22 protein-coding genes, 2 tRNA genes and 1 pseudogene are annotated in these 26118 nt (G+C 63.3%); 10 read left to right on the forward strand and 15 right to left on the reverse strand.

All coding sequences use genetic code 11. The annotated features are described in order from the left end of the window. Positions 1-76: 76 nt before the first annotated feature. Genes GW587_RS05660 through GW587_RS05670 form a run of 3 tightly spaced genes read right to left on the reverse strand, consistent with a single transcriptional unit; the run spans position 77 to position 1838 of the window. Positions 77-877, reverse strand: a complete 801-nt coding sequence (locus tag GW587_RS05660) for an anti-sigma factor family protein (RefSeq protein ID WP_166099733.1) — start codon at positions 875-877, stop codon at positions 77-79. Beyond that, positions 874-1392, reverse strand: a complete 519-nt coding sequence (locus GW587_RS05665) for an RNA polymerase sigma factor (RefSeq protein WP_166099735.1) — start codon at positions 1390-1392, stop codon at positions 874-876. Before GW587_RS05665 ends, GW587_RS05660 begins: the two co-directional genes overlap by 4 nt. 11 nt (positions 1393-1403) lie before the next feature. Then, the gene (locus GW587_RS05670; protein ID WP_166099737.1) at positions 1404-1838 is read right to left on the reverse strand and encodes a nuclear transport factor 2 family protein; all 435 of its coding nucleotides are present in this window, start codon (positions 1836-1838) and stop codon (positions 1404-1406) included. Positions 1839-2128: 290 nt separating this feature from the next. On the opposite strand from GW587_RS05670, the gene GW587_RS05675 reads away from it, so the two are divergent. The 5 genes and pseudogenes from GW587_RS05675 to GW587_RS05695 all read left to right on the forward strand — a co-directional run bounded on the left by GW587_RS05675 (position 2129) and on the right by GW587_RS05695 (position 7782). Next, entirely contained in the window at positions 2129-3238 is a 1110-nt protein-coding gene (locus GW587_RS05675; protein ID WP_166099740.1) for a helix-turn-helix transcriptional regulator, read from the forward strand. A 263-nt stretch (positions 3239-3501) separates the two neighbouring features. Continuing rightward, positions 3502-3828: pseudogene (locus GW587_RS31900) on the forward strand (glucose/galactose MFS transporter); the annotation flags it as partial. A gap of 326 nt (positions 3829-4154) precedes the next feature. Continuing rightward, positions 4155-6047, forward strand: coding sequence for a hypothetical protein (locus GW587_RS05685; protein ID WP_166099745.1), 1893 nt, complete (start codon positions 4155-4157; stop codon positions 6045-6047). A gap of 1 nt (position 6048) precedes the next feature. Then, positions 6049-6708 carry a hypothetical protein gene (locus GW587_RS05690; RefSeq protein WP_166099747.1) on the forward strand — a complete coding sequence of 220 codons (660 nt, stop codon included), beginning with the start codon at positions 6049-6051 and terminating at the stop codon, positions 6706-6708. A gap of 27 nt (positions 6709-6735) precedes the next feature. Beyond that, complete coding sequence (locus tag GW587_RS05695; protein ID WP_166099750.1) at positions 6736-7782, forward strand: M48 family metalloprotease; 1047 nt, start codon at positions 6736-6738, stop codon at positions 7780-7782. A gap of 63 nt (positions 7783-7845) precedes the next feature. On the opposite strand, the gene GW587_RS05700 is transcribed toward GW587_RS05695, so the two are convergent. Beyond that, a tRNA-Ser gene (locus GW587_RS05700) sits at positions 7846-7938 on the reverse strand. 218 nt (positions 7939-8156) lie between these two features. On the opposite strand from GW587_RS05700, the gene GW587_RS05705 reads away from it, so the two are divergent. The 5 genes from GW587_RS05705 to GW587_RS05725 all read left to right on the forward strand — a co-directional run bounded on the left by GW587_RS05705 (position 8157) and on the right by GW587_RS05725 (position 12309). Then, positions 8157-8957, forward strand: a complete 801-nt coding sequence (locus tag GW587_RS05705; protein ID WP_166099753.1) for an SDR family NAD(P)-dependent oxidoreductase — start codon at positions 8157-8159, stop codon at positions 8955-8957. A 36-nt stretch (positions 8958-8993) separates the two neighbouring features. After that, on the forward strand, positions 8994-9878 hold the full coding sequence (locus GW587_RS05710; RefSeq protein WP_166099756.1) for an NmrA family NAD(P)-binding protein: 885 nt from the start codon (positions 8994-8996) through the stop codon (positions 9876-9878). An 80-nt stretch (positions 9879-9958) separates the two neighbouring features. Then, complete coding sequence (locus tag GW587_RS05715) at positions 9959-10858, forward strand: LysR family transcriptional regulator (protein ID WP_166099759.1); 900 nt, start codon at positions 9959-9961, stop codon at positions 10856-10858. Positions 10859-10989: 131 nt separating this feature from the next. Continuing rightward, positions 10990-11745 (forward strand): SDR family NAD(P)-dependent oxidoreductase, encoded by a 756-nt coding sequence (locus GW587_RS05720; RefSeq protein WP_166099761.1) that lies wholly within the window; start codon positions 10990-10992, stop codon positions 11743-11745. A 15-nt stretch (positions 11746-11760) separates the two neighbouring features. After that, positions 11761-12309: a carbonic anhydrase gene (locus GW587_RS05725; RefSeq protein ID WP_166099763.1), complete on the forward strand. Its 549-nt coding sequence runs from the start codon at positions 11761-11763 to the stop codon at positions 12307-12309. Positions 12310-12330: 21 nt separating this feature from the next. On the opposite strand, the gene GW587_RS05730 is transcribed toward GW587_RS05725, so the two are convergent. From GW587_RS05730 to cysS, 11 genes are all read right to left on the reverse strand, one after another. Further along, positions 12331-12771: an Rrf2 family transcriptional regulator gene (locus GW587_RS05730; protein ID WP_166099765.1), complete on the reverse strand. Its 441-nt coding sequence runs from the start codon at positions 12769-12771 to the stop codon at positions 12331-12333. 12 nt (positions 12772-12783) lie between these two features. Next, positions 12784-14283, reverse strand: coding sequence for an efflux transporter outer membrane subunit (locus tag GW587_RS05735; protein WP_166099767.1), 1500 nt, complete (start codon positions 14281-14283; stop codon positions 12784-12786). Continuing rightward, the gene (locus tag GW587_RS05740; RefSeq protein WP_166099770.1) at positions 14284-17466 is read right to left on the reverse strand and encodes an efflux RND transporter permease subunit; all 3183 of its coding nucleotides are present in this window, start codon (positions 17464-17466) and stop codon (positions 14284-14286) included. A gap of 2 nt (positions 17467-17468) precedes the next feature. Beyond that, a complete protein-coding gene (locus GW587_RS05745) occupies positions 17469-18653 on the reverse strand; it encodes an efflux RND transporter periplasmic adaptor subunit (protein WP_166099773.1) in 1185 nt (394 codons plus the stop codon). Positions 18654-18681: 28 nt separating this feature from the next. Then, the gene (locus GW587_RS05750; protein WP_166099775.1) at positions 18682-19557 is read right to left on the reverse strand and encodes an NmrA family NAD(P)-binding protein; all 876 of its coding nucleotides are present in this window, start codon (positions 19555-19557) and stop codon (positions 18682-18684) included. A gap of 305 nt (positions 19558-19862) precedes the next feature. Beyond that, positions 19863-19955, reverse strand: a tRNA-Ser gene (locus GW587_RS05755). Positions 19956-20068: 113 nt separating this feature from the next. After that, positions 20069-21316: an aspartate kinase gene (locus GW587_RS05760; RefSeq protein WP_166099777.1), complete on the reverse strand. Its 1248-nt coding sequence runs from the start codon at positions 21314-21316 to the stop codon at positions 20069-20071. A gap of 143 nt (positions 21317-21459) precedes the next feature. Beyond that, on the reverse strand, positions 21460-22872 hold the full coding sequence (tilS, locus tag GW587_RS05765; protein WP_166099780.1) for a tRNA lysidine(34) synthetase TilS: 1413 nt from the start codon (positions 22870-22872) through the stop codon (positions 21460-21462). A gap of 127 nt (positions 22873-22999) precedes the next feature. Continuing rightward, entirely contained in the window at positions 23000-23974 is a 975-nt protein-coding gene (locus GW587_RS05770; RefSeq protein ID WP_166099782.1) for an acetyl-CoA carboxylase carboxyltransferase subunit alpha, read from the reverse strand. 64 nt (positions 23975-24038) lie between these two features. Continuing rightward, positions 24039-24698: a DNA-3-methyladenine glycosylase family protein gene (locus tag GW587_RS05775; RefSeq protein ID WP_166099785.1), complete on the reverse strand. Its 660-nt coding sequence runs from the start codon at positions 24696-24698 to the stop codon at positions 24039-24041. Further along, complete coding sequence (cysS, locus tag GW587_RS05780) at positions 24698-26089, reverse strand: cysteine--tRNA ligase (protein ID WP_166099788.1); 1392 nt, start codon at positions 26087-26089, stop codon at positions 24698-24700. Before cysS ends, GW587_RS05775 begins: the two co-directional genes overlap by 1 nt. Positions 26090-26118 lie beyond the last annotated feature (29 nt).

Raw genomic sequence — 26118 nt, forward strand, 5'->3', positions numbered from 1 at the left:
GCGCCCCGTCATCCTAATGCCCGATGCCGCGCGACATTGGTCAAAACCTTGATTGTTTTACCCGTGCGGTAAAGGCTTAACCCTCCAGCTGTTCATAGACCGCGCTGGCGACCCGCGCCAACTCGCCCTTGTCGACGCCCGCCGACAAGGCATATCCGAACTTGCCATCGATCCAATAGAACACATTGACCGCGCCTTCCTTGCTGAAGCGGAAGCCCGTATCCTTGTTGCGCGCGTGTTCGGTCGACACATACAGCGTCAAGCGCTGGCCCGCGCCGTCCTGGTACATGAATTGCGCAACCGGTCCGCTCGCGCCGGGCAGCAGACGGCCGCCGATCAACTCATAACCCAGCTTGCCCAGGTGCGGCGGACGGATCTTGCTGCCCATGCGTTTCGACAGCCAGGTCACCAATTGATCCTCCTGGTCGGCGCGTATCTCCACCGGCCGGCGCACATCCGGGCTGTAGACCGCATGAGCGACCGCCGCCTGATGCGCCAGACCGGACCATGCAGCCTGTTGATAGGCCGGCGCCTCGCCGCGCGCGACGGACGTTTCGGCGGGCAGCACCCCGCGCAGGCCCCAACCGGCGCCGCCGCTGACGATGGCGATCGCCAGCCCGGCCGCCAGCGCCTGCCACTGCCAGCGCCGGCCGCGATGCGGCAACGGCGCCGCCATGGCCATGCTGGCGGGCAGCGGCTCATCGAGCACGGGATCGAACAGACGGCGCAGCGCATCGTTCTGCGAGGCGTAGGCTTGCACCCGCGCCGCCTCATCGAGGCGCGCGGCAAGATAGGCTTCGACCTCGACCACACGGGCCGCCGGCAGCCGGCCATCGACATACGCGTGCAGGTCGGCTTCGTTAACGGGAATATTCATTTGACGACTTTCAACGGGGTGACGGAGGCGCCGCCCTCCATCAGAATGCGCAGCTTTTCACGCGCGCGCGCCAGGCGCGACATGACGGTCCCGATGGGTATGCCCAGCGCCTGCGCCACCTCTTCGTAGCGCATTTCTTCGAGCGCGATCATGAGCAGGATTGCGCGCTGTTCCTCGCTGAGCAGGCGCAGCGCGGCGTCCATGTCGCGCAACTCCAGGCCGATCGTGGTGCGTTCGGCCATCGCCGGCATCGGCGTCGCATCATCCAGCGGCTCGGTCGACAGCGCACCGCGCCGTACCTGATCGATGCGCACATTGTGCATGATCGAGAACAGCCAGGCGCGCATGTCGGTACCGGGTCGCAACGAGGCCAGCCGCGCCCAGCCGCGTTCGACCGTGTCCTGCACCAGGTCGTCGGCGGCGGCGCGCTCACCCACCAGCGCGCGCGCGTAGCGCCGCAATCGCGGGACACAGGCCAGCAACTCATCGCCGGTGTTGAAAGGCAGGACGCTCATCTATCCCGGGATCAATTGGCGCTGGCGGCCAGTTTAGGGTCGACCTGCCAGGTTTCGTTGACCAGCTTGCCCTCGCGGTAAGTCAGCACATAGCGGACCTTGAGCGCGGCCTTGCCGTCGAACTGCACTGAGGCGGTCACGGTCGCGCCTTTCGGATTGGCCGACTCCGCGATGCCCATCACCGTCACGCGGGCCGGACCGGCGGCGGCGCCGAACTTATCCCACACCGCGCCGATGGCGGCGGGACCGTCGTAGCTGCCGTCCAGCGGGCCGCCGATCCAGTTCAGGCGGGCATTGTCGGCATAGTCACGCAAGATTGCGGCGCGCTCGCCGGCGCCGACGGCGGCGAAGTGGGCTTGCGCCATATCGAGCGCCGGTCCGGCAACGGCGCTGGTGGTAACGCCGACGCTGCTGGCCAGCAAGAGGAGGAGATGTGTGGTTTTCATGGTAGCGGTCCTGTGCGGGTGTAGGGGAAAAACGGGCTTGCTACCTGGGTAAACGTAACTGTCCGGCTTTTATTCCATTCAAGTCATTATTTTCATCCATTTTGATGATGCCACTAGAAGTGCACATTGCTACGATGCTTTGCAAGCAACCATGAAAAACCTGGAGAATTCTCTCGGGCTTATCCGGGGGGGGTTGATGATCATGCTCGGCACAGGCGTAGTCGTAAAAACGATTGCGAAATTGCTCACCGCATTCTAAGCTTGTTACGGCAAATCTACTTTTCGTTACTATGCTCCCCGAAAATATCACCGCCATTTACGCCGCCGCGATGAAGCCGGGCCACTGGACCGGCCTGATGGGGCAGCTCGGAGCGCATTTTGGCGCGGACTCTTCCTTCATGTTTACATCGCACTCTGAGACTGAGCCGGAGGCGATTTTACTGGGGCAGAATACCTCGGCCGAGATGGTAGATAAATTCAAGGACTACTGGTGCCATGAAGATATCTGGGCTGCCGAAGCGCGACGGCGTGGCAAGATGAAACGAGGCGTGGTTCTTATCGGTAGCGAACTAGTCCCCAACGATCAATTGCACCGCAGCCGCTATTACAACGAATTTGCCCGGCATTACCGCATGGATGGCATGCTGGGCTCGGTGCTCTTCGACGGCACCGAAGGCGATGATATCCCCTTTACCAATTTATGCTGGTACCGACCGCCGGGTTGTGGCGATTTCGAGCTTGACCACAAACGCCAGCTGATGGGACTACTGGTGCACTTCCAACAGGCACTCAAGATCCAATACAAGCTGAAGGCGCTGCACACGCAGGCGCTGCTGGACGGCGGCCACAGCCGCACCGTCTCCGTGCTGTTGGATGCCAATGGCCGCATTATCGATACCAATACGCTCGCCGACGTGGCTCTCAAGGCCGGGAACGGCCTATTACGATGCTCCAACAATTGTCTTCGCACACTGGGTAAGCGTTCCGCGCCGGCATTCGAAGACGCGTTGGCAGCCTGCCGCGCAAGCAGGCGACCTGTGCACCTGCTGGTGCAGACAGCGGAACCTGGTTTGCTGTTACGTGGCGTGCTATTGCCGCTGCCGGTTGAAGAAGAGAGCTATATCGGTTGGCAGGACGACCGGCACTTCATGTTGATGGTGGATCTGCCGCGCGACGATACCAAGGAGGTCATCGCTCGTGCCGCCGAACTGTTCGGCCTCAGCGGCGCGGAACGACGCCTCGCGGCGATGCTGGTAGAAGGCTGGTCGCTGGAGCAGATCTCGGAAATGCGTAACATCTCGCTCAACACGGTGCGCAGCCAAGTGCGTGGTCTGCTGTCCAAGACCGGATTCACTCGACAAATCGACCTGGTCCGGGTGTTAAGCCGATTGATGGGATGATCAGCCAAGCAGCGCAGAGCACGCCTGATGAGCCGCGTGCTCGTCGACATATCTTCTTCGGGCCTGCTTCGGCGCCTCGGTGCCGGCCGGCATGCTGGTCAAGCGAAAACGGCTATCAACACGGCGCCGTCGCGGGACTGCTGATCGCCGCCAGCGGCTGCGCGCTGTTGTACCTGGCCGACACCAGCGGTTACGCCCTATTCCTGTTCGCCTTCTTTGTGCTGGCCTGTGGCATGAACCTGTTGCAGGTGGCCGCCAACCACAACGCCGGCTGCTCGATCGCACTGATCGTCACCGCCATCCACGCCGGCGGCGCACTGGCGTTCTGGGCCATCATCGCGGTCGGCCTGTGCAACTCCATCATGTTCCCGGTGATTTTCAGCATGGCCCTGCACAAGCTCGGCCCGCTGACCGGACGCGGCTCCGGGCTGCTGTGCATGGCCATCGTCGGCGGCGCCGTCATCCCCTTCGGCCAAGGCTTCCTGGCAGACGCGGTCGGCGTGCAGCACTCGTTCTGGGTGCCGGCGGCGTGCTACGCGTATCTGATGTTCTTCGGCATCCGCTTTGCCGGTCTCTACAAGGATGACTGAACAATCGCCGAAGTCCGGTGTTGGCGGCGATAGTCAACCCACCCAATAAAAGCGCATTGAATGATTATCATCAAACAGTTCCGGGCTGCGCAGCGATACGTTGGTAATTTTGCAGTCAAAATAATGTTCAGTAACCAAATCCTAGCGACAAAGAACCTTCCGTAATCGGCGAAATGCCGATTCGGTGCAAAGTTCGCGGCCATGGATGGTCCGGTGGCGTTCGATGGAGGAAATCGGTCATGCGAGGATGGAAAGCCGCAAGCTACAGCCGGATACGCCACTTCCTTGATCGTGCGGCGCGTGTGCCGCGATGGTTGGCACACTTGATGAAAGAGGATCTGCCGGTCATGCTGGTGCCGGCCGCCATCGCCGTCATTGCCGAGCATTTCGGCGCGCTGCATTTTCTGACCCAGCTCTCCTTGGTGGTTGTCGCCAATCTCAGTCTGCATGTCCCCGCATCTGAACCGTCTTTACAAGAATTTTCAGCGGTGCAAGAGATTCCCGGCAACAATGCCATTTTGATTTATTTGAATGAGCTGGGCTGGCGCGAACGGTATTTGGAACGCACACCGCTGAACCGCTGCGAACTCGCCGACGATATCCGGCAGTTGGCTCTGCTAAAACCCAGGACCTTGACGGTTGATTTCGACTTGTCACCCGCGTTGACCGGCTCAGTCCTCACGGCAAGCGACGAGCATTTGATTAAATGCCAGACCAAGCTCAACGAGATCCTGGACGAGTTTGCACCAATACTCGTGCTGCTGCTGCCATTTCCGGTGATCCCGGCTACCGCCGATGGTGGACCGTCCGACGTCAAACGATTCGAGCTGACGCTCAACTGGATGCGGGCACGCTGTGAACGACACGCCGTATTCGGTGATGGATCCATCCATCAGTCCATCGGCATGGTGGTGAGCACCTATCGCGAGCCCAATAGTCTGGAAGAGCTCGTTTTCCGGCCCAGCCACGACCAGCGCTTGCGCAACGCAAACATCTGCCGCGATATCCAGACGACGGCGGGCGGTTTGAGATGGTTGCTGCCATCCCCACCTCATCCACCACCAAAGCCGGAACAGGAAGCGGCGCTGCACGCGGTTAACTTCAGTCAGTTTCAGAAACAGGTAATCCACCTGTCAATGTATGCGCCCGAGTTTGCGCAACTACAAAAATTAACGGGACACGACGTTTTTTTCGGCGGCGATTATGGCAATGGCCTCGATAGCTACCGTACTGCGATAAGAGAATTGCCAGGCGTGGCAGTGCATGCGGCAAAATTGGTGACGCTGAAAGACGAGGTCGCGCAACCACACCACCTGCTCAGATTCTATTTTGATGTATTGATCGCTTTCGTGTTCGCCATCGGCATCACCATATTTTGGCGCAAGTACGCTTACTGTCGGCTAAGAATGGTAGGCCTGCGCCGCGAATATTCGTCCATGATGGTGTGCCTGTTTGTGCTGTTCTATACCTTGATGGTGCTCGGCTTTTTTTTGCTGGCATCCGACTTGTTCAGCGCCGGCATCCTCATTGCGCCCCTACTCATCGCCATCAGCATGCTGTTCGACGGCTTCAGCTCCGGACCTCTTGCCGCCATGGAGCATATCAATGGCGCCCATTTTCCGGCTCCGACGGTGCCGGGCAAATTCTTTTCCCTGACGCTGGTCCATGTTGGACTGCTGTTGGCTGTGATAGCCCTGCCCTCGCCAGCTGACTACCCGAATTTTGCCTGGTACGAAGCGTTGTGGAAGGACATAAGAATCATTGCGCTTCCGGCGTTGCTAGCCGTGATGGCGGACCGATTTTTATCGGTAAGCTACAGCCGCGAACATTCGGAACCGTCAGCGCGTGCCTGGGCCACACCCTGGGTCTGCCTGGTCTTGAGTGTTGGCCTGGTGCCGCTGATACAAAGAGCGCTGCATTTGACGTTCACCTATCGCATAACGTGGTTATTTTTTTGGCTGCTGGTGTGTACTTACAGCATGTTGCTTGTCGGCTTGGTTCAGGGCCTGTCCATGCCGAAACGTTTCAAGAAAACGATGGAAACGGAAGGCGGGCGCACGCCGCTGAGCTGGATTGGCATCCGCACCCATCCGAGAAGCGCCGGTGAAAAATTGGGCGTGGCCATTTACATCATACGGCAGTACACCTTCTGGCTACTGACGGCGTATGCGTTATGGATTGCCACCGCAGCACACTTCGAACAATCGCACGGAGCCTAGCATGTCCCCTCAAAAGTGGTTTCTGATCTTCTCGATGGTGGCGGGCGCCGCGTCCGCCGAGAGCGACTGCGCACCGCGCAAATTGCCTCGAAGCGAAACGTCGGCGGCACTGGCGCAGGCTGCCCGTGCGTTGATGAAAACCGATCCATGCCGACTGGTGTCCGGCTTCACTGCTCAGACCCTGTTTGATGCATGGAACCTGATGGTCTCGACCGACAAGAAGGGCGGATTGAAACTCAATACCGAAACTCCGGCCGGATTGCCTGGCGGCGACGTGCTCGGTAGCGGCGGCGTCGTGCACTTCGACTTTGCCGCTGTCAGCGGGGAGCAGATCCGCGCGTTCAAACTGCTGGTGGACAACAAGGAGCTGATCAACTCCGCCGCACCGCCCGCGACGCTGGAGGTGCCGGTAGGGACTTACGACGAGCACGCTGTTTTTGTATGGACATTGACCACAGACAGGCAGACCTATCGCGGTCAATTTCACCTGGTCGCGGCGGGTGAGCGCGACATCGTCATGCAAAAACTGGCGGGCCTGGATGCACAGTCACTCGACAGCGTGTCAAAGCTATTTTACGAAGCGGCCATCTATGACGATTCCGATCTTTATTCGGATCGCGACCGAATTTTCTTGCAGTTGCGCCGCATGCTCAATCTCTAGGAACAGACATTTCAAATGGAGGCAAATATGAGATCGCGGCAACGCATTCGTCTCGCATTGGCTGCGGGGACCGCAGCGCTAATGCTGGGTTGTGCTGGTGGGCTCGGCGATGGCAACGTGAGCAAGGTTCTGCAATCGAAAGACATACCTACCGGTGCGCAGCACGCTGCTGTGGTGTTCGATCCCATGTGCAAGACCTTGGTCGCGCCGTTTGGCATTACGGATAACTTGCAATCGCTCACCGGGATGGGCTGGGAGATAATGCAGCTGAAATTACACAGCAATTTCAGTGGCGACGCGACGGATCAGTTGGGTACCATACGCAAGGCCGGCAAGACCATGAACTGGTTGCCGATGGACGCGGAACGGCTGCTCGGCGAACACGAGCATATGGAACTCACCGGAAAAATTCTGGATGCAAAACGCGAAAAAAATAAGCCGATATTACAGTCCAAGGCATTGCTGGCGGAACTGACCAAGCAGATCAAGGAACCGACCCCGTACCGTTTCGAAATCTATGTAATGCGCGCTTCAAACGGCAACGCCCAAGCTCTCCCAGGCGGCATCATCCACATCGACCTGGACCTGGTGAAGCCGGTGCCGATACCCGACAAAGCGTATTTCGCATTGGCACATGAACTTTCCCATATCTTGCAGCGTCATGAAACGCGAGCCGTCCAGGCCCGCTTGACGGATAGCATCGACAGCGTCGATGGCTTGCGCAAAATAATCGCGACCGCGCAGCAGCAGCCCGATGGGCTACTGGTGTACACCAATGACATCATGCAACGCTTCGTCACCTTTTCGGAGAATCAAGAGTTGCAGGCCGATGCCTGCGCGGTACGCATCCTGCACGATGTATTCCAGGAACCTCGGCGTCTGACCCAAGTCATACGCGCGTTCCAGGATAGCCTCGGGCCGGCGACTTCGGCGAGCATGACTCCCAACCAGATCGATACCTGGGTACAAAATGTGGGAAAAATGGGCAACCTGGGCGACCAGCATCCTAATTCACAGCTGCGAGAGAAAAATCTGCAAGCCATGCTGGCTCTGGTGGCCAGTCCCGGCAAATAGGCGTGACATTGCGTTCCGGGACGCGGCTTGCTTGACGTCCATCTAGCTAACTGGACAATGTTCTGGCGGAGACGGTGGGATTCGAACCCACGATACAGGTATAAGCCGTATGCATCCTTAGCAGGGATGTGCCTTCGGCCACTCGGCCACGTCTCCTAGTCGATCTCTCAACTATTGTCTTTTCCCGCAACGTTGCCGCGCGGGATGGGACGACCGCTATAGTAAAGCCCCGCCTCCGTTTGGTCAAGCCGCCCTCCCTCCATTGATGCTCGTTCGAGATAAGTGTAAGCCGATTTGGACGGCTACCGCACCGCCCGCCTATCCCCGATACTGGATCTCAGCTTCTCCACCTTTCCCTACTTCAGGAGTCAGACATGAACCAAGCAAACAATCGCAATATCGCAGTGGTGACCGGCGCGGCCGGCGGCGTCGGCAAGGCTTATTCGCTGGGCCTGGCCCGGCGCGGCTATGACCTGCTGCTGGTCGGCCGCACCCAGGCCACGCTGCAAACCCTGGCCGACGAGATCGTCGCCGCCACCGGCCGCTCGGTCGAAATCGCCGCGCTGGACCTGGCGGACGCCGCCCAACTCGCCCAGCTGGTGCAACGCCTCGGCGCCGATAGCTCCATCACGCTGCTGGCCAACCTGGCGGGCGTGGCGCAGTTCAGCCCGTTCACCCAGATCAGCGGCGGCAAAATCGCTCAGACCATCGCGGTCAACATCAGCGCCTTCACCCAGCTGTGCCATGCCGTGGCGCCGCGTTTCGCCGCCGCCGGCAAGGGCACCATCGTCAATTTCGCTTCCGTGCTGGCGTTCCGCCCTTGGGCCGAATTCAACGTCTACAACGCTTCCAAGGCCTACGTCGTGGCGCTGTCGCAATCGTTGCAGGCGGAACTGCAGGAAAAAGGCGTGCTGGTGCAGGTGGTCGCGCCGCCCGCCACCGCCACACCGTTCTGGCTGCAAGCCGGCTTTTCGCACGAAAACCTGCCGGCCAAGGCGGTGATGAAGGCGGACGACCTTGTGGCGGCGGCGTTGATCGGCCTCGACAAGGGCGAACAGTGGGTATTGCCCTCGCTGTCCGATAGCGCCGTCTGGGACGCTTTCCAGGACAGCCGCGTCAATCTGGTCAAAGGCATGATGAACGGCACCGTCGCCGAACGCTACATCGCAGCATAAACAGCACTCTCTCCATCTCTGAAAAAAGGAACTATCATGATCACCAAAGTACTGATCTCCGGCGCAACCGGCGACACCGGCCGTTCGGCCGTCAAGGAATCCCTGGCCCTGGGCCTGCAAGTGCGCGCCCTGGTGCGCAAGATCGATGCCCGCTCCGACGCGCTGGCCGCGCTAGGCGCCGAAGTGGTGGTGGGCGACATCCTCGACCTGAACTCGATCAGCGCCGCCATGAAAGGCGTCGACGCCGCCTACTTCGTCTATCCGGTCGCCCCCGGCCAGATCCAGGCCACCGCCTACTTCGCCCAGGCGGCCAAGGAAAACGGCGTCCAGGCGGTGCTGAACCTGTCGCAGCGCTCCGCCAACCGCGAGTCGGAAAGCGATTCCTGCCGCGACACCTTCCTCGGCGAGGAAATCTTCAACTGGTCCGGCGTACCGGTGATCCATCTGCGCCCGACCTACTTCCTGGAATGGCTGATGTATCCATGGCAGCTGCCGTTCCTGCAGCAAGGGATACTGCGCATGCCGACCGGCAAGGGCCGCCACTCGCCGATCGCCGCCGCCGACCAGGGCCGCGCCATCGCCGCCATCCTCAAGGCGCCCGAGGCCCACATCGGCAAGACCATCAACCTGTCCGGTCCGACCGAGATGGACCATGAACAAATGGCCGCCGAACTGAGCGTGGCGCTGGGCCGCAAGATCGTGCACCAGGACCTGCCGATCGACGAGTATTGCGCGTCGATCGAAGCGATGGGCGTGCCGGCCTACATCGTCCAGCACCTGCGCGGCGCGATGGCGGACTACCACGTCGGCCGCATGTCCGGCGCCGACAACAACATCGAAACGCTGACCGGCAGGCGCTCGATGACGGTCGGCGAGTTCGCCCAGGCCAACATCGGCGTGCTCAACGCCACGGCCGGCTAAGCCCGCAGCCCCCGCCGGCGTCGCGCATATCATGCTAGGATTGATCTTCCAACAGCATTAATCGACGCCACGGGGGCACATTGACGGACGTTCAAACCTACAAGCTGTACTCCCGCGTGGCGCGGCTGGGCAGCTTTTCCGCCGCCGCCCGCGAGTGCGGGCTGGCGCAGTCGCAGGTTTCGCGCATGATCGCCGAGCTTGAAGCCGCGCTCGGCGCACGTCTGCTGGCGCGCACCACCCGCGCCGTGGTGCCGACCGAGGCCGGCATGGAATTCCTCTCCCGCATCGAATCCATCCTGGCCTCGCTGGAGGACGCCGAGAACAGCATCCGCGAAACCGGCGAGCTGCGCGGCACGCTGCGCATCGCCATGCCGTCCACGCTGGCGATCCGGGTGGTGCTGCCGCGCATGGCGGCGTTCACCGAAAGCCATCCCAAGTTGCAGATCGAGGTGATGCTCGACGACAAACGCCAGGACATGATCCGCGAGGCGGTCGATGTCGGCATCCGCGTCGGTCCGCTGCCAGACCTGTCCGGCACCGCCCGCCTGATCGGCACCATGCAACGGGTGGTGGCCGCGTCGCCGGCTTATCTGGCGCGCCACGGCACGCCGCTGGTGCCGGAGGATATCCTGCGCCACCGCATCGTCGGCGGCCCGGCGGGCGCGCATGCGACCTCGTGGCAATTCGAACGCGACGGCAAGCAGGAATCGGTCGACCTGCGGCCGCAGATCTCGGTCAACGACACCGCCGGCGCGCTGGCGGCGGCCAGCGCCGGGCTGGGCATCGTCTCCACCACGTCCTGGGCCTGCCGCGCGGACGTGGGCAGCGGCGCATTGGTGCGGCTGCTGCCGGACTGGAAAATGGTCGATCTGCCAGTGCACGCCTATTTCCCCATGGGCCGGGCCACGCGCATGGCGGCGCGCAGCTTCGTCGCCTTCATCGAGGCCGAGTTCGCCCGCGACCAGCTGCAGCCGCTCTGATCCCACTGATGCTGTGCCAGGATAAGTGTTAGCCCGAATCGGCGGCTACCGCATCCGGATGGCGTGGGCAATACTGAATCCGGTTTCGCAATACTCCCTTTCAGTCCCATCCCACGGAAAGCACATCCATCATGAACATCGAACATTCCATCGTCCTCGTCACCGGCGCCAATCGCGGCATCGGCCACGCCTTCGTCACCGAACTGCTGGCGCGCGGCGCGGCGAAAATCTATGTCGCCGCGCGCGACACCGCCGCGCTGCGGGAACTGCTGCTGGCCGGCGGTCCGCGCCTGGTGCCGCTGCCGCTCGACGTCACCGACCCGGACCAGGTGGCCGCAGCCGCCAAGGTCGCGTCCGACGTCACCCTGCTGATCAACAACGCCGGTTTCGCGGCCTTCGATGGCGCCATCTCCGCGTCCGGCACTGATGCGGCGCGGCGGGAGATGGAGGTCAACTACTTCGGCCCGCTCGCGCTGTCGCGCGCCTTCGCGCCGGTGCTGGCGAAAAACGGCGGCGCCATCGTCAACATGTTGTCGATGCTGTCGCTGGTGACGCTGCCGATGGCCGGCACCTATTCGGCCTCCAAGGCCGCAGCGCTGGCGCTGACGCGCAGTCTGCGCGCCGAGCTGGCCGCGCAAGGCACGCAGGTGCTCGGCGTGCTGGCGGTGCAAACGGAAACCTCGATGGGCGCCGCCCTGCCCGAGCCGCGCATGACGCCGCAGGAAGTGGTCGGCGACGCGCTGGACGCGGTCCAGTCCGGCGTCAGCGACGAGGTGGTGGCCGGCGCGCAGACCCGCGCCATTCACGACGCCTTCGTGGCCAATCCCAAAGGCCTGCAAGCGCAGATGTCCACCCGCCTGCCGCAAGCCGGCGCCGCCCACGCCTGAGCCAGGGGGAACGACATGGAATTCATCGCATCCCTGATCCAGCGCAACGCCGAATTCGCCGCGACCACCTTCTCTGCCGACATGAAGATCCTGCCCTCGCGCCGCACCCTGATCCTGGGCTGCGTCGATCCGCGCGTCGATCCGATGGACGTGCTGAAGCTGGCGCCGGGCGAAGCCGCCATCATCCGCAATGTGGGGGGCCGGGTGAATCCGGCGCTGCTGGAAACGATGTCCATTCTGCGCACGGTGTCGAAGGTCGGCGGCGAAGCGATCGGCGCCGGCTGGAACTTCGTGGTGCTGCACCACACCAAGTGCGGCATCGCCGGCTGCTACCATCACGCGCCCGCGCTGCTGGCGCGGCACATGGGCGTGGCGCAGGGCGAAGCGCTGGACGCGCTGGCCATCACCGATCCCTACGCCTCGGTCGCGGTCGACGTGGCGGCGTTGAAGGCCAACCCCGACTTCGCGGACGACCTCCAGATCACCGGCATGGTGTACGACGTCGATACCGGCCTGGTGCAAACCGTGGTGCCGACCGCACCCATCAGGACGCCGACGGCCTGACGGGGGCAGCCGAGGCCGCGCCTACGATGCGGCCTTGGCCTCTGCCTGATGCACACCGTCCAGCAGATCGCGCAAGGTCATGGACGCCAGCTTTTCCTCCAGCCCGGCCGAGGCGCGCCGCAGCACGTCGTTCATCCCATCCTTGATGTTCAGGCTGACCACGCAGCTGTCCTGAGGCGGGTAGCTGTGCACGGCGAACACCGGCGACGCCTCGCTGGCGCGATAAATATCCAGCAGACTGATTTGTTCCGGCGCGCGCGCCAGCCGACACGCGCCGGTGACGCCGCGCGTGGCGATCAGCAAGCCCGCTTTCGCCAGCCGGGTGATGGTCTTCCTGACAAAAGTGGGATGGGCTTGCACGCTGTCGGCCAGTTCCGCCGACGTGGCTTGCCCACCATTACGGTAGGCAAGCACGGTGAGGATGTGCGACGCGACGGCGAATTGAACGTTGTTGACTGACATGGCACGGTGCGGTTATTTGACTTCCGCCATCTTACCTAAAATTGGCGCCGAGGGTTGCGGCGCCACCGCATCCCAGCCACCGCCCAGCGCGCGAACCAGCGCCACCGTGGTGACCGCGCGTGCGCCGCGCAATTGCACCGCGCTGCGCTCGACCGTGGTGAGGTTGCGTTGCGCCTCCAGCAGGTCCAGATAGCCGGTGCGGCCGGCGTCGTACAGCAGTTGCGCCAGCTGCGCCGACCGACGCGCCGAGGCCACCGCCTCGTCGGTCTGCTGCGCCTGCCCGGCCAGGATACGCAGGCCGGCCAGATTGTCCTCGACCTCGGCGAACGCCACCAGCACCCGCTGCCGGTAGCCCGCCACCGACTCCTCCAGCATCGCTTCGCTGCGGGCGATGTTGCTCCTGTTGCGGCCGCCGTCGATAAGCGGCATCGACATCAGCGCGCCCAGCAGCCAGGAACGGCCGCTCCACTTGAACACATCGGCGACACCGCCGCCCTCCCCGCCCGCCGACGCGTTCAGCGTCAGCGCCGGGAACATGGCCGAGCGCGCCACGCCGATACGGGCGTTGGCCGCCTCCATCGCGCGCTGGGCATTAACCACGTCCGGCCGCCGCTGCAACAGCGACGACGGCAAGCCGGCCGGGATCAGCGGCAACGACGCGATGGTGTCGAGCGGCCGCGCGGCCGCATCGAAGTTCGCCGCTGGCCTGCCCAGCAGCACCGCGAGCGCATGCTCGTCGAGCGCGCGCCGCCGTTGCAGGCCGATCGCTTCGGCGCGGGCGGTGGCCAGCTCGGTCCTGGCGCGCGACAGATCGAACTCGCCGATGTCGCCAAGGTCGAAACGGCGCTGGTTCACCTGCAGGCTTTGCTGGCGCAGGCCGACCGCCTGTGCCAGCGTGGCCAGCTCGGCGTCGGTGGCGCGCAGGCGGAAATAGGTCTGCGCCACGTCGGCCTGCAAGGACAGCAGCACCGAACGGTAGGTCGCCTCGCTCGCCGCCGCGTCCGAGCGGGCCGCGCCGATGTTGGACGCGACCCGGCCGAACAGGTCGACCTCGTAGCTGGCGCTCAGGTGCGCCTGATAGATGGTGGCCGGCGCCATCGGCGTGCCGGCCGGCAGGCCCTGCGACGCCGGCGACGACTGCCTGCGCTGCGCGCCGACATTGACGCCGACTTGCGGAATCCGGTCCGCCTCGGCGATGCCGGCGATGGCGCGTGCCTGCTTCAGCCGCGCCGCCGCCTGCGCCAGGCCGGCGTTGTTGGCGCTGGCCTCATCGACCAGCGCGGTCAGCGCCGCATCGTCGAAGGCCAGCCACCACGCGCCGCGCGCTTGCGCTTCGGCCGCTTGCGCCGGCTGCCAGCGGGTGCCGTCGGCGGCCGTCATGGCCGGGCTTTCCTTGTAAGCCTGCGGCACCGCGATCGGCGGCTGCTTGAATTCCGGGGCGGCGCAAGCGGCCAGCGCGAACGCGACCAGCAGCGACGCCGAGGTGCGTTTGAGGATGGTGTGCGGTTTCATTTATACGCCTCCTTCCAGGGCGGGCGCGGCGACGGGCACGACGCCCGGCTTGCGCGACAGGCGCTGGGCCAGACTGCGCATCAGCACATAGAACAACGGGGTCAGGAACAGACCGAAGAAGGTCACCCCCAGCATCCCGCCGAACACCGCGACACCCATCGCATGCCGCATTTCCGAACCGGGGCCATGCGAGAACACCAGCGGCAGCACACCCATGATGAAAGCGATCGACGTCATCAGGATCGGCCGCAGGCGCAGCCGGCTCGATTCCAGCGCGGCCTGGACGATGGTGCGGCCGTAGTCTTCCAGTTCGCGGGCGAACTCGACGATCAGGATCGCGTTCTTCGACGCCAGACCCACCAGTACGAACAGTGCGATTTGCGTGAACACGTTGTTGTCGCCGCCGGTCAGCTTGACGCCGATCAGCGCGCACAGGATCGACATCGGCACGATCAGGATCACCGCCAGCGGCAAGGTCCAGCTTTCATACTGCGCGGCCAGCACCAGGAACACCAGCAACACGCACAGCGGGAACACATAGAACATCGTGTTACCGGCCAGGATGTCCTGATAGGCAAGATCGGTGAACTCGTAGGCGATCCCTTTCGGCAGCACTTCCCTGGCGATCTTCTCGATCGCGGCCTGGGCCTGGCCGGAGGAATAGCCGGGCGCCGGACCGCCGTTAAGGTCGGCGGCGACGTAGGCGTTGTAGCGCTGCACGCGCTCCGGACCGTAGCTGTCGGTCACCTGCATCAGCGACGACAAGGGAATCATGTCGCCCTTGGTGCTGCGCACTTTCAGGTTGGTCAGATCTTCGACATGCGAACGGAACTGCGCATCGGCTTGCACCCGCACCTGATAGGTACGGCCGAACTGGTTGAAGTCGTTGACATACACCGAGCCCAGGTTCACCTGCAGCGTCTGGTAGATGGTCTGCAACGGCACGCCCAGTTGCTTGGCCTTGTCGCGGTCGATGTCGGCGAACACCTGCGGCACATTGATCTGGAAGCCGGAGAACACGCCGGCCAGTTCAGGCGCCTGACGGGCGCGGGCCTGCAGTTCTTGCGTGGCCTTGTACAAAGCGTCGTAGCCGAGATTGCCGCGATCCTCGATCATCAGCTTGAAGCCGCCCAGCGTACCCAGGCCGTTCACCGGCGCCGGCGGCACAACCAGGATGAATGCGTCCTCCACCGACGACATGCGCTGGTTCAGGTCGGCGGCGATGGCTTGCGCCGACAAGTCCTTGCTGGTGCGTTCCTCGAACCCTTTCAGGTTGTTGAACTGGATGCCGGCGCTCGGCGATGCGGTGAAGTCGTTGACCGACAGGCCAGGGAATTGCACCGCGACGCGCACGCCCGGCGCTTCGGCGCCGATCTTGCCCATGCGGTGAATCACGTCGTCGGTACGGTCGAGCGTCGACGCGTCCGGCAACTGGGCGATGTCGATCAGGTAGCCCTTGTCCTGCAGCGGCACGAAACCGGCGGGGACCAGCTTGAACATCAGCGCGGCGCTGACCGCCAGCAGCAGGTAGACGCCGATCGACAGCGTCTTGCGGCGCAGCGTTCCCTTGACGCCGTTTTCATAACGTACCGACGAGCGGCCGAAGAACCGGTTGAAGACGGCGAAGAAGCGGCCGAACAACTTGTCGATCAGTTTGGTCAGGATGTCTTTCGGCGCATCGTGCGGTTTCAGCAGCACGGCCGACAAGGCCGGCGCCAGCGTCAGCGAACTGAACGCGGAGATCACGGTCGAGATGGCGATGGTCAGCGCAAATTGCTTGTAGAACTGGCCGGACAAGCCCGGCACGAAGGCGATCGGCACGAACACGGCGCACAGCACCAGGGCGATGGCGATGATCGGACCGCTGACTTCCGTCATGGCCTGCACGGTCGCCTCACGCGGGCTCAGGCCGTTGGCGATATTGCGCTCGACGTTCTCCACCACCACGATCGCGTCGTCCACCACGATGCCGATCGCCAGCACCAGGCCGAACAGCGTCAGCGTGTTGATCGAGAAGCCCAGGCCCAGCATGACGGCGAAGGTGCCGACGATGGACACCGGCACCGCCAGCAGCGGAATCAGCGAAGCGCGCCAGGTTTGCAGGAACACGATCACCACCAGCACCACCAGCGCGATGGCTTCGAACAGCGTGTGCACCACCGCCTCGATCGATTGATGCACGAAACGGGTCGTGTCGTAGGCGATCGTGTATTGCAGGCCGGGCGGGAAATCGGCTTTCAGCTGCTCCATCTTGTCGCGCACGTCGTCCGCCAGTTGCAGCGCGTTGGCATTCGGCGCCTCGCGGATGACGATCGCCACCGCCGGCTTGTTGTCCAGCAGCGCCCGCAGGTTGTAGGCGTCGGCACCCAGTTCGACCCGCGCCACATCCTTGAGACGGGTCAGCGCGCCATCGGCGCCGGTGCGGACGATGATGTTGCCGAATTCTTCAGGCGTCTGCAGGCGGCCCTGGGTCTTGACCGACAGCTGGAACTGGCTGTTCTTGCTGGGCGACGCACCCAGCGCGCCGCCGGCCACCTGCACGTTCTGCTCGCGGATGGCGTCGGTCACGTCGGTGGTGGTCAGGTTGCGGGCGGCGATCTTGTGCGGATCGAGCCAGATGCGCATCGCGTAGTCGCCCGAGCCGAACAGGTCGACCGCGCCCATGCCGTTGATGCGGGCCAGCTGGTCCTTGATGTTCAACACCGCGTAGTTGCGCAGGTATTGTTCATCATACTTGTCCTCGGGCGAGGTCAGATGCACCACCATGGTCAGTGCGGAGGTCGACTTGATGGCGGTGACGCCGATCTGGCGCACCTCTTCCGGCAAGTGCGGCAAGGCGCGCTGGACGCGGTTCTGCACGTCGCTTTCGGCCTGCTCGACCTTGGTGCCGATCTTGAACGTCACCGTCAGGATCAGGTTGCCGTCGGCGGTCGATTGCGACGACATATAGAGCATGTTGTCGACGCCGTTGATCTGCTGCTCAAGCGGCGTGGCGACGGTTTCTGCGATGACCTTGGAGTCGGCGCCCGGATACTGGGCCCGCACCACCACGGCCGGCGGCACCACGTCGGGATACTCGGCGATGGGCAGCTTGAACAAGGCGATCAGCCCGGCGACGAAGATGATGATGGACAACACCGCCGCGAAGATCGGCTTGTCGATGAAGAAGCGTGAAAATTTCATGATCATTCTCCCTTTGCCGAGGTCTCGGGATTGAAGTCCATCGCCACCATATGCGGCGCCAGCGGCGCGCCCGGTTGCACCCGCGGCAGGCCGTTGACGACGATCTTTTCGCCGACATTCAGGCCGCTGCGCACCACCCGCAGGCCATCGATCACCGGACCCAGCGTCACCTGGCGGTACTCGGCCTTGCCGCCGACGCCGACCACATAGACGAACTTGCGGTTCTGGTCGGTGCCGATGGCGCGATCGTTGATCATCACGGCCTGGCTCTGGTACACCGTGCCGTTGCCGCCTTGCAATTGCACGCGGGCGAACAGGCCGGGTACCAGCGCTTTGTCGGCATTGGCGAACACGGCGCGCATGCGCACGCCGCCGGTCTGGGCGTCCAGCTGGTTGTCGACGAATTCCAGCTTGCCTTCGTGCGGATAGCCGCTCTCGTTGGCCAGGCCGATCCGGACCGTCACGGCCTGGCCCTTGCGGGCGGCGGCGCCGACGCGCAGGAAAGTATCCTCGTCGCCGTCGAAGCTGGCGTAGATGCGGTCGTCGGAGACGATGGACGTCAGCGCCGCGCTCGGATCGATCAGATTACCCAGCGTGATCTCCGCCTTGCCGACGCGGCCGTCGATGGGCGCGCCGACGCGGGTGTAGCTCAGGTTCAGGCGGGCGTTCTGGGCCTGCGCCTCGGCGGCACGGGCGTTGGCGTCCAGCTCCTTGAAGCCGGCGGCGCTGGCGTCCAGTTCGCGCTGCGGAATGGCCTTCTCGGCCAGCAGTTTTTCCGCGCGGGTCAGCTCGATCCGCGCCAGCTCGACTTTGGCGCGCGCGGCGGCGGCAGCCGCTTCGGCGCGGTTCAGCTCCGCCTGGTAGGGACGCGGATCGATCACGAACAGCAGGTCGCCTTTCTTGACCAGGCCGCCCGGGCGGATGTTGACCTCGGTGATGAAGCCGCCGACGCGGGCGCGCACGTCGACCCGCTCGACGGCTTCCATGCGGCCCGAAAACTCCTGGGTCTCGGTGACCGGCCGGGCGATCACGGCGGCGGCGGAAACAATGGCGCCGGGCGCGGCGGCCGGTTGCGTCTTGCCGCTGGCGTCATCGCAGCCCGCCAGGCCCAGTGTCATCAGGCCCGCCAAGGCCAGGGCGCCGGCCAACGGCCGCGCATACGACTGCAAGTGGTGGAATGAGTTCATGGGGTGCTTTCAGAGGGTGGCCGGCGGCTCATGCGTAGCTCAGCTCGAACGCCGAGCGGTGCTGGTTGATGAACTCCTCGACGGTCGTCAGCGGACGTCCCAGGATGGCGCGGCCGGTGTCATCGGTGCCCGCCAGCAAGCCTTCCTGCTGGTCGATGGTGACGGCTTCGAAATGCTTGCGCATCGCGGTCTGGTCCTGCAGGCCGAAGGCTTCCAGGAATACCGACACGGTCACGTGTTCATACGGCAGCGGCTTGCCCAGCACGCGCCCCACTTCGGCGGCCAGTTCCTCGTGGCTGTATTCCACCGGGCCGTGCAGCGGCAGCGCCTTGCCCGCGTACGGCGCCGGGTTTTCCATGATGCCGGCGATGATGGCGCCAGTGTCGGCGGCGGCCAGCGGCGCGAAACGGCCTTCCTTGTTGTATGGCATCAGGTAGCGGCCGTAGCGGATCTGCGAGGAGATGTACAGCAGCCATTCGGCGAAGAATGTGACGCGCAGGTGCACGAATGGAATGCCTGACCATTCGAAGATCTGTTCGCTCAGCCAGTGGTTTTGGGTCGCCTTGCTGCGGGCGTGTGGACGCGATTGCTTGTGCGACATATTGACGATCAGCTCCAGCTGGGCTTCCTTGGCGGCCTGGGCGAAGATCACGGCGTTTTCCACCAGGCCTTCCTGCACCGGGTAGCAGAAATACGCCATCTGCACGCCGTTCATGGCGATGCGCATGTCGCGCAGGCTGGCCATGTCGCCGATCATGACTTCGGCGCCGAGGTCGCGCAGTTTTTGGGCGCGGTCATCGTCTTTGCGTACCAAGGCGCGGACGTGAAAGCCTTTCTTCAACAGGTTTGCTACGGCTGGACGGCCGGTGTCGCCGGCGGCGGCGGTGATCAGGACGGTTTTCATGAGGAGCTCCTAAATGTGTTGGGATTGGGAAGCGGCTGGGTGGGTGCCGCTCGATTAAATGCAATTCTAATTATTGCATTTAGCCGAGTCAAGATAATTCTCGCTATCGCGGGGGATTGTTTGATGGGGGTGATGAGGCTATTGGTGTGCTTGCGTCGCGCGCCCTCGGCGCGCGGGGCTGGCTTCGCCAGCAGTTGGGCGATTCGGAGGGGATTTGCGCTTGCAAGCGCAAATCCTTCGAATCCCACCGTTCCGTCCAGAACAACGAAAAAAGCCTCCCGCAGGGGAGGCTTTTTTCGTTGTTCTGGCGGAGACGGTGGGATTCGAACCCACGATACAGGTATAAGCCGTATGCATCCTTAGCAGGGATGTGCCTTCGGCCACTCGGCCACGTCTCCTAGCTGATTGCTCAACTATGTCTCCTCTACCAAACTACGCTAGAGCAGACGACGGCCATAGTATAGACCAGGACCGGATTGGTCAAGGCAACATGGCCGTTTTTTTTGAAAATTTATGCTTTCTCCAGCTCGAACGCTTTGTGCAACGCGCGTACCGCCAGTTCCATATACTTTTCGTCGATCAGCACCGAGATCTTGATCTCGGAGGTCGAGATCATCATGATGTTGATGCCCTCTTCCGACAAGGTGCGGAACATCTGCGACGCTACGCCCACGTGCGAACGCATGCCGACGCCCACCACCGAGATCTTCGACACCTTGGCGTCGCCGGTGACGCTGGCGGCGCCCAGTTCGGCCTTGGTGCCGTTCAGCACGTCGATCGCGCGCTGGTAGTCGTTGCGCGAGACCGTGAACGTGAAGTCGGTTTTACCGTCGACCGACTGATTCTGTATGATCATGTCGACTTCGATATTGGCGTCGGCCACGGGGCCGAGGATGTGGTAGGCCACGCCCGGACGGTCCGGCACGCCCAGCACGGTGATTTTGGCTTCGTCGCGGTTGAACGCGATGCCGGAGATGACTGCTTGTTCCATGTTCTTATCTTCCTCAAACGAAATCAGGGTGCCGGAGTTGGCTTCTACTTCCAGGTCCAGCATCGGGTCGGTCAGCGACGACAGCACGCGCGTCGGCACGCGGTAGTTGCCGGCGAATTCGACCGAACGGGTCTGCAGCACTTTCGAGCCCAGCGACGCCAGTTCCAGCATTTCTTCAAACGTGATCGCCTTGAGCCGGCGCGCTTCCGACACCACGCGCGGATCGGTCGTGTACACGCCGTCTACGTCGGTGAAGATCAGGCATTCGTCGGCCTTCATCGCGGCGGCGATCGCCACGGCGGAGGTGTCCGAGCCGCCCCGTCCCAGCGTCGAGATGTTGCCGCCCTCGTCGACGCCCTGGAAACCGGTGATGATGACGATCTTGCCGTCGTCCAGGTCGCGGTTGACCTTTTCGTTGTCGATCGATTGAATGCGGGCCTTGGTGAAAGCGGAATCGGTTTTAATCGCGACTTGCCAGCCGGCGTAGGACACGGCTTTCTTGCCGATCGCCAGCAGCGCCATCGACAGCAGGCCGACCGACACTTGCTCGCCGGTCGAGGCGATCATGTCGAGCTCGCGTGGATCCGGCTGGGCCTGGATTTCCTTGGCCAGCGCGATCAGGCGGTTGGTCTCGCCCGACATTGCCGATGGCACGACGACGATGCGGTGCCCGGCGTCATGCCACTTGGCGACACGCTGCGCCACGTTCTTGATACGGTCCGTCGAACCCATCGACGTACCGCCATATTTGTGCACGATTAAAGCCATAACAGAGAGTTTTCCGCTCAAATAAAGGTAAATGGAACCCTAAACTCTACATGCCGCACTGCAAAATAACAAGTCAAAAAACTCATAATGTCATACCGAATAGACATATCTACATACAAAATTCGGCAGATACGGCATATTGTCTATACAGCCTGCCAACGCAGCCGCAGCCGCCCCGCCCCGTCGACCAGCTTGTTGCAGTCCATGCCGATGCCGGCCGCGAACAGCAACTGCTTCGGCGCGCTGACCACGGGCAGCCGCGAGCGCTCCCAGGCCGGGATGTCCAGCGCCTGGTAGTGGTACTTGAGGCCGCGCGTCGGGCGGTTGTGCGCCGGCTTGAGGCGTTCGCCGCCGCGGCGGAATTCGATCAGCAGTTGCTGCGTGCGCAACCAGTCGGCGTCGAGGCCGTGCTCGCCTTCGGCGGCGAGGTCGAAGTGCAGCACGCCGCCGTAGGCCGGGAATGCCAGTTCGGTCTCGCCATTCCATTTGAACGAGGTGCCCGGTTCCTTGTCGAACTCGTCCTCGCGCGTGCCTTCCAGGTCGGCCAGCTTGGGCGTGATGTGCAGGCGGTCGCGGTGGCGGCGCACGTGGCAGTCCGGATGCGTGATCAGCGGCTGCGCGCCGTCGCGGGCTTCCAGCAGCTGCACCAGCATTTCCGACAGCCACGCCGCGCTCGGCATGCGCAGCTGGCGCAGCTGGAACCAGTGGCGCAGCAGGTTGTTGGCGCGGTCGGTGCTGAGCGTGCGCAGCTTGCCGATGTCGATGCAGTCGCCGTCCAGGCACAGCGCCAGATCCTGCTCGGCCAGCTCGGTCAGCAGCCGTTGCGCCGATTGCGCGTGCTGGGCGCTACGGGCGAAGCGTTCCTGGAAGCCGGGGAAAGCCTCGGCCAGCGCCGGCATCACCTTGTGGCGCAGCGCGTTGCGGGCGAAGCGCGGGTCGTCGTTGGATTCGTCGTTGATGTGGGCGATGGCGTGCTCGGCCACGTAGGCGGCCAGCTGCTTGCGCGACACCGGCAGCAGCGGGCGCGCCATCACCAGCTCGGGGTTGCCCAGCAGTTCGGGCGCGGCGTTGGCGGCGTCCATGCCGGACAGGCCGGCCGGGCCGGAGCCGCGCAGCAGTTGCAGCAGCACGGTCTCGGCCTGATCGTCCTGGTGGTGCGCGGTCAGCAGCAGCTTGACGCCGTGCTCGGCGCACAGGGCACCCAGCGCGGCGTAGCGCGATTTGCGGGCGGCTTCTTCGGTGCCGGTCTTTTCCTTGCGCACCAGGGTGACGCGGCGGGCGGCGAAGGTCACGCCGAGCGCGGCGCAGGCTTGCTCGCAGTGCGCCAGCCAGGCGTCGGCGTTGGCGCTGATGCCGTGGTGGATGTGGAAGGCGTACAGCGCCACGCCGCGCGTTTGCGCGTAGCCGTGCGCCAGGTGCAGCAACGCCGACGAGTCGAGGCCGCCGCTGAGGGCGATCGCCAGCGCCGGCGCGCCCTCGCCCGCCACCCGCTGCAGGGCGGCGTCGGTGGCGCGTTCAAAGGTGGTGATCAGGCTTGGGATTTGCTGCTTCTTCAATTGCTGCTCCAAATGCGAACCGGGGGCGACGCGTTTGCGGGCCCCCGGTTGGTGTCTATGGGTTCCCGCTTTCGCGGGAACGACGGGCTCGTCATTCCCGCGCAGGCGGGAATCCATGCTGAGTGTCTTATTCCTGTGGCGTGGTCTCTTTGAACTTACCGTAGCTCATCAGCTTCTCGTGACGGGCTTCCAGCAAGTCCTTGGTCTTCATGCCGTGGAACTGGCGCAGCGAATCGGCCAGCGCGCGCTTCAGCAGCGTCGCCATCTGTTTCGGATCGCGGTGCGCGCCGCCCAGCGGTTCGCTGACGATCTTGTCGATCAGACCCATCGCCTTCAGGCGGTGCGCGGTCAGGCCCAGCGCTTCGGCGGCGTCGGCCGCGCGCTCGGAGGTCTTCCACAGGATCGAGGCGCAACCTTCCGGCGAAATCACCGAGTAGGTCGAGTATTGCAGCATCAGCACCGCGTCGCCGACCGCGATCGCCAGCGCGCCGCCGGAGCCGCCTTCGCCGATGATGGTGGCGATCAGCGGCACTTTCAGTTCCGCCATCACGTACAGGTTGTGGCCGATCGCTTCCGACTGGCCGCGCTCTTCGGCGTCGATGCCCGGGAACGCGCCCGGCGTGTCGACGAAGGTGAACACGGGAATGCCGAACTTCTCGGCCAGCTTCATCAGGCGCATCGCCTTGCGGTAGCCTTCAGGTTTCGGCATGCCGAAGTTGCGCAGCGCGCGCTCTTTCGTGTCGCGGCCCTTCTGGTGACCAATGACCATGCAGGCCTGGCCGTTGAAGCGCGCCAGGCCGCCGACCACCGACAGATCGTCCGCATAGGTGCGGTCGCCGTGCAGTTCGTGGAAGTCGGTGAAGATCTCGTTCACATAGTCCATCGTGTATGGACGCTGCGGGTGGCGGGCGATCTGCGCCACCTGCCAAGGGGTCAGCTTGGCGTAGATATCCTTGGTCAATTGCTGGCTCTTCTTGGCCAGACGATCGATCTCCTCAGAGATGTCGACAGCCGAATCATCCTGGACGAAGCGCAGCTCTTCGATCTTGCCATCGAGCTCAGCAATCGGTTGCTCGAAATTGAGGAAAGTTGTTTTGGTCATTGTAGCTCCGTGTTTATTCTCAGCAAAGCGGGCACGAAAATGCCTCGCTCAGCGATTAGAGTATCTATTCTACAGCAACCGGATCAAGACTACGCCATAAGTACCAGGTGGCGACCGTGCGCCACGGTTCCCAGTTGGCGGAAACCTCGCGCGCGTCGCTGCGCGACACCGGCTCGCCGGAGAAGTAATTCTGGCTGATGCCCTGGATCAGGCCGGGGTCGTCGAGCGGCAGCACGTTCGGCCGCAGCAGGTTGAAGATCAGGAACATCTCGGCGGTCCAGCGGCCGATGCCGCGAATCTGCACCAGCTCGGCGATCACCGCCTCGTCGTCCATCTGGTCCCACTGGCTGGTGTGGACGCGCTTGTTCTTGAAGTGGTCGGCCAGGTCGAGGATGTATTCGGTCTTGCGCTTGGACAGGCCGCAGGCCGCCAACTGCTCGGCGCCGGCCTTGATGATCTGTGCCGGCGTGCATTTAGGGCTAACCACAAGCAACTTTTTCCACGCAGCGTCGGCCACTTTGGTGGTCACCTGCTGGCCGACGATGGAACGCGCCAAGGTGGTGAACGGGTCGTCATGGCCGACCAGGTGCAGGTCGCCAAATTGCGGGATCAGTTTCTTCATGATGCGGTCCCGCTTCATGAGCTCGATCTTGGCTTCTTCCCAGTACGCCGGAACGGCCGATACCGGGCCGCCTGCGCCCTCGTTATCCTTGGCGGTGACCATTATGCGCGGCGCCAGTTCGTGGTGCCGTCGGGCTTGTCTTCGAGAACGATGCCGGCGGCCAGCAGATCGGCGCGGATCTTGTCCGATTCGGCGAAGTTGCGCGCCTTCTTGGCTTCGATCCGCTTGGCGATCGCGGCAACGATTTCAGCATCGCCCGACGTGTCGGCGCCGCCGACCGCCGCCTGCAGGAACTGCTGCGGCGTACGGCCCAGCAGGCCGATGACGTCGGCCAGGCCCTTGAGCTGGCGCGCCAGCGCCGGCGATTTCGACTTGTTCAGCTCGCTGACCAGGTCGAACAGCACCGCCACCGCGACCGGGGTGTTGAAGTCGTCGTCCATCGCTTCGGCGAAGCGGACCGCGTGCGGCTCGCTCCAATCCAGCGCGGCGCCGTCGCCGGTCACGCCGTCCAGCGCCGTGTACAGGCGGGTCAGCGCGACGCGGGCGTCGTCCAGGTGCACGTCCGAGTAGTTCAGCGGGCTGCGGTAGTGGGCGCGCATGATGAAGAAGCGGATCACCTCGGCGTCGAACTTCTTCAGCACGTCGCGGATGGTGAAGAAGTTGCCCAGCGATTTGGACATCTTTTCGTTATCCACGCGCACGAAGCCGTTGTGCACCCAGTAGTTGACCATCTGATGGCCGAACGCGCCTTCCGACTGTGCGATCTCATTTTCATGGTGCGGGAATTGCAGGTCCGCGCCGCCGCCGTGGATGTCGAAGTGTTCGCCCAGCAACGCCGAGCACATCGCGGAGCACTCGATGTGCCAGCCCGGACGGCCCTTGCCCCACTTGGAATCCCACTTCACCTCGTCCGGCTCGGACTCCTTGGACGCCTTCCACAGCACGAAGTCCAGCGGATCGCGCTTGCCGGTGTTGACGTCGACGCGCTCGCCGGCGCGCAGGTCGTCCAGCGACTTGCCCGACAGGCGGCCGTAGTTGGGGAAGTTGCGCACCGCGTAGTTGACGTCGCCGTCGGCGCCCTGGTAGGCCAGGTCCTTCGATTCCAGCGTCTCGATCAGCGCCAGCATCTGCGGAACGTATTCGGTGGCGCGCGGCACCAGCGTGGCCGGCAGGATGCCCAGCGCGCCGGTGTCCTCGTCCATGTATCGCGTGAAACGGGTGGTCAGCTGCGAGATCGTCTCGCCGTTCTCGACCGCGCGCTTGATGATCTTGTCGTCGATGTCGGTGATGTTGCGGGCGTAGGTGACTTCATAGCCGGAGGCCATCAGCCAGCGGTACATCACGTCGAACGCCATCATCATACGGGCGTGGCCGATGTGGCAGTAGTCGTAGATGGTCATGCCGCAAACGTACATGCGGACCTTGCCAGCTTCGATGGGGACGAATGTCTGCTTGTCACGCGCCAGCGTGTTGTAGATCTTTAAATTGCTCATCGGACTCTTGCGTATTCTTTCTTATAAGG

The sequence above is a fragment of the Duganella aceris genome (genome assembly GCF_011090165.1).
Taxonomy (GTDB): Bacteria; Pseudomonadota; Gammaproteobacteria; order Burkholderiales; family Burkholderiaceae_D; genus Rugamonas; species Rugamonas aceris.

What these genes read in the sequence shown, in the direction of transcription:
- GW587_RS05725 (WP_166099763.1), top strand. Translation starts at nt 11,761, where the DNA reads ATGGAATTCATCGCATCCCTGATCCAGCGCAACGCCGAATTCGCCGCG.
- GW587_RS05745 (WP_166099773.1), bottom strand. Translation starts at nt 18,653, where the DNA reads ATGAACTCATTCCACCACTTGCAGTCGTATGCGCGGCCGTTGGCCGGC.
- GW587_RS05690 (WP_166099747.1), top strand. Translation starts at nt 6,049, where the DNA reads ATGTCCCCTCAAAAGTGGTTTCTGATCTTCTCGATGGTGGCGGGCGCC.
- GW587_RS05770 (WP_166099782.1), bottom strand. Translation starts at nt 23,974, where the DNA reads ATGACCAAAACAACTTTCCTCAATTTCGAGCAACCGATTGCTGAGCTC.
- GW587_RS05710 (WP_166099756.1), top strand. Translation starts at nt 8,994, where the DNA reads ATGATCACCAAAGTACTGATCTCCGGCGCAACCGGCGACACCGGCCGT.
- GW587_RS05705 (WP_166099753.1), top strand. Translation starts at nt 8,157, where the DNA reads ATGAACCAAGCAAACAATCGCAATATCGCAGTGGTGACCGGCGCGGCC.
- GW587_RS05675 (WP_166099740.1), top strand. Translation starts at nt 2,129, where the DNA reads ATGCTCCCCGAAAATATCACCGCCATTTACGCCGCCGCGATGAAGCCG.
- GW587_RS05685 (WP_166099745.1), top strand. Translation starts at nt 4,155, where the DNA reads ATGAAAGAGGATCTGCCGGTCATGCTGGTGCCGGCCGCCATCGCCGTC.
- GW587_RS05740 (WP_166099770.1), bottom strand. Translation starts at nt 17,466, where the DNA reads ATGAAATTTTCACGCTTCTTCATCGACAAGCCGATCTTCGCGGCGGTG.
- GW587_RS05670 (WP_166099737.1), bottom strand. Translation starts at nt 1,838, where the DNA reads ATGAAAACCACACATCTCCTCCTCTTGCTGGCCAGCAGCGTCGGCGTT.
- cysS (WP_166099788.1), bottom strand. Translation starts at nt 26,089, where the DNA reads ATGAGCAATTTAAAGATCTACAACACGCTGGCGCGTGACAAGCAGACA.
- GW587_RS05775 (WP_166099785.1), bottom strand. Translation starts at nt 24,698, where the DNA reads ATGGTCACCGCCAAGGATAACGAGGGCGCAGGCGGCCCGGTATCGGCC.
- GW587_RS05750 (WP_166099775.1), bottom strand. Translation starts at nt 19,557, where the DNA reads ATGAAAACCGTCCTGATCACCGCCGCCGCCGGCGACACCGGCCGTCCA.
- GW587_RS05695 (WP_166099750.1), top strand. Translation starts at nt 6,736, where the DNA reads ATGAGATCGCGGCAACGCATTCGTCTCGCATTGGCTGCGGGGACCGCA.
- GW587_RS05760 (WP_166099777.1), bottom strand. Translation starts at nt 21,316, where the DNA reads ATGGCTTTAATCGTGCACAAATATGGCGGTACGTCGATGGGTTCGACG.
- GW587_RS05665 (WP_166099735.1), bottom strand. Translation starts at nt 1,392, where the DNA reads ATGAGCGTCCTGCCTTTCAACACCGGCGATGAGTTGCTGGCCTGTGTC.
- GW587_RS05660 (WP_166099733.1), bottom strand. Translation starts at nt 877, where the DNA reads ATGAATATTCCCGTTAACGAAGCCGACCTGCACGCGTATGTCGATGGC.
- GW587_RS05735 (WP_166099767.1), bottom strand. Translation starts at nt 14,283, where the DNA reads ATGAAACCGCACACCATCCTCAAACGCACCTCGGCGTCGCTGCTGGTC.
- GW587_RS05730 (WP_166099765.1), bottom strand. Translation starts at nt 12,771, where the DNA reads ATGTCAGTCAACAACGTTCAATTCGCCGTCGCGTCGCACATCCTCACC.
- GW587_RS05720 (WP_166099761.1), top strand. Translation starts at nt 10,990, where the DNA reads ATGAACATCGAACATTCCATCGTCCTCGTCACCGGCGCCAATCGCGGC.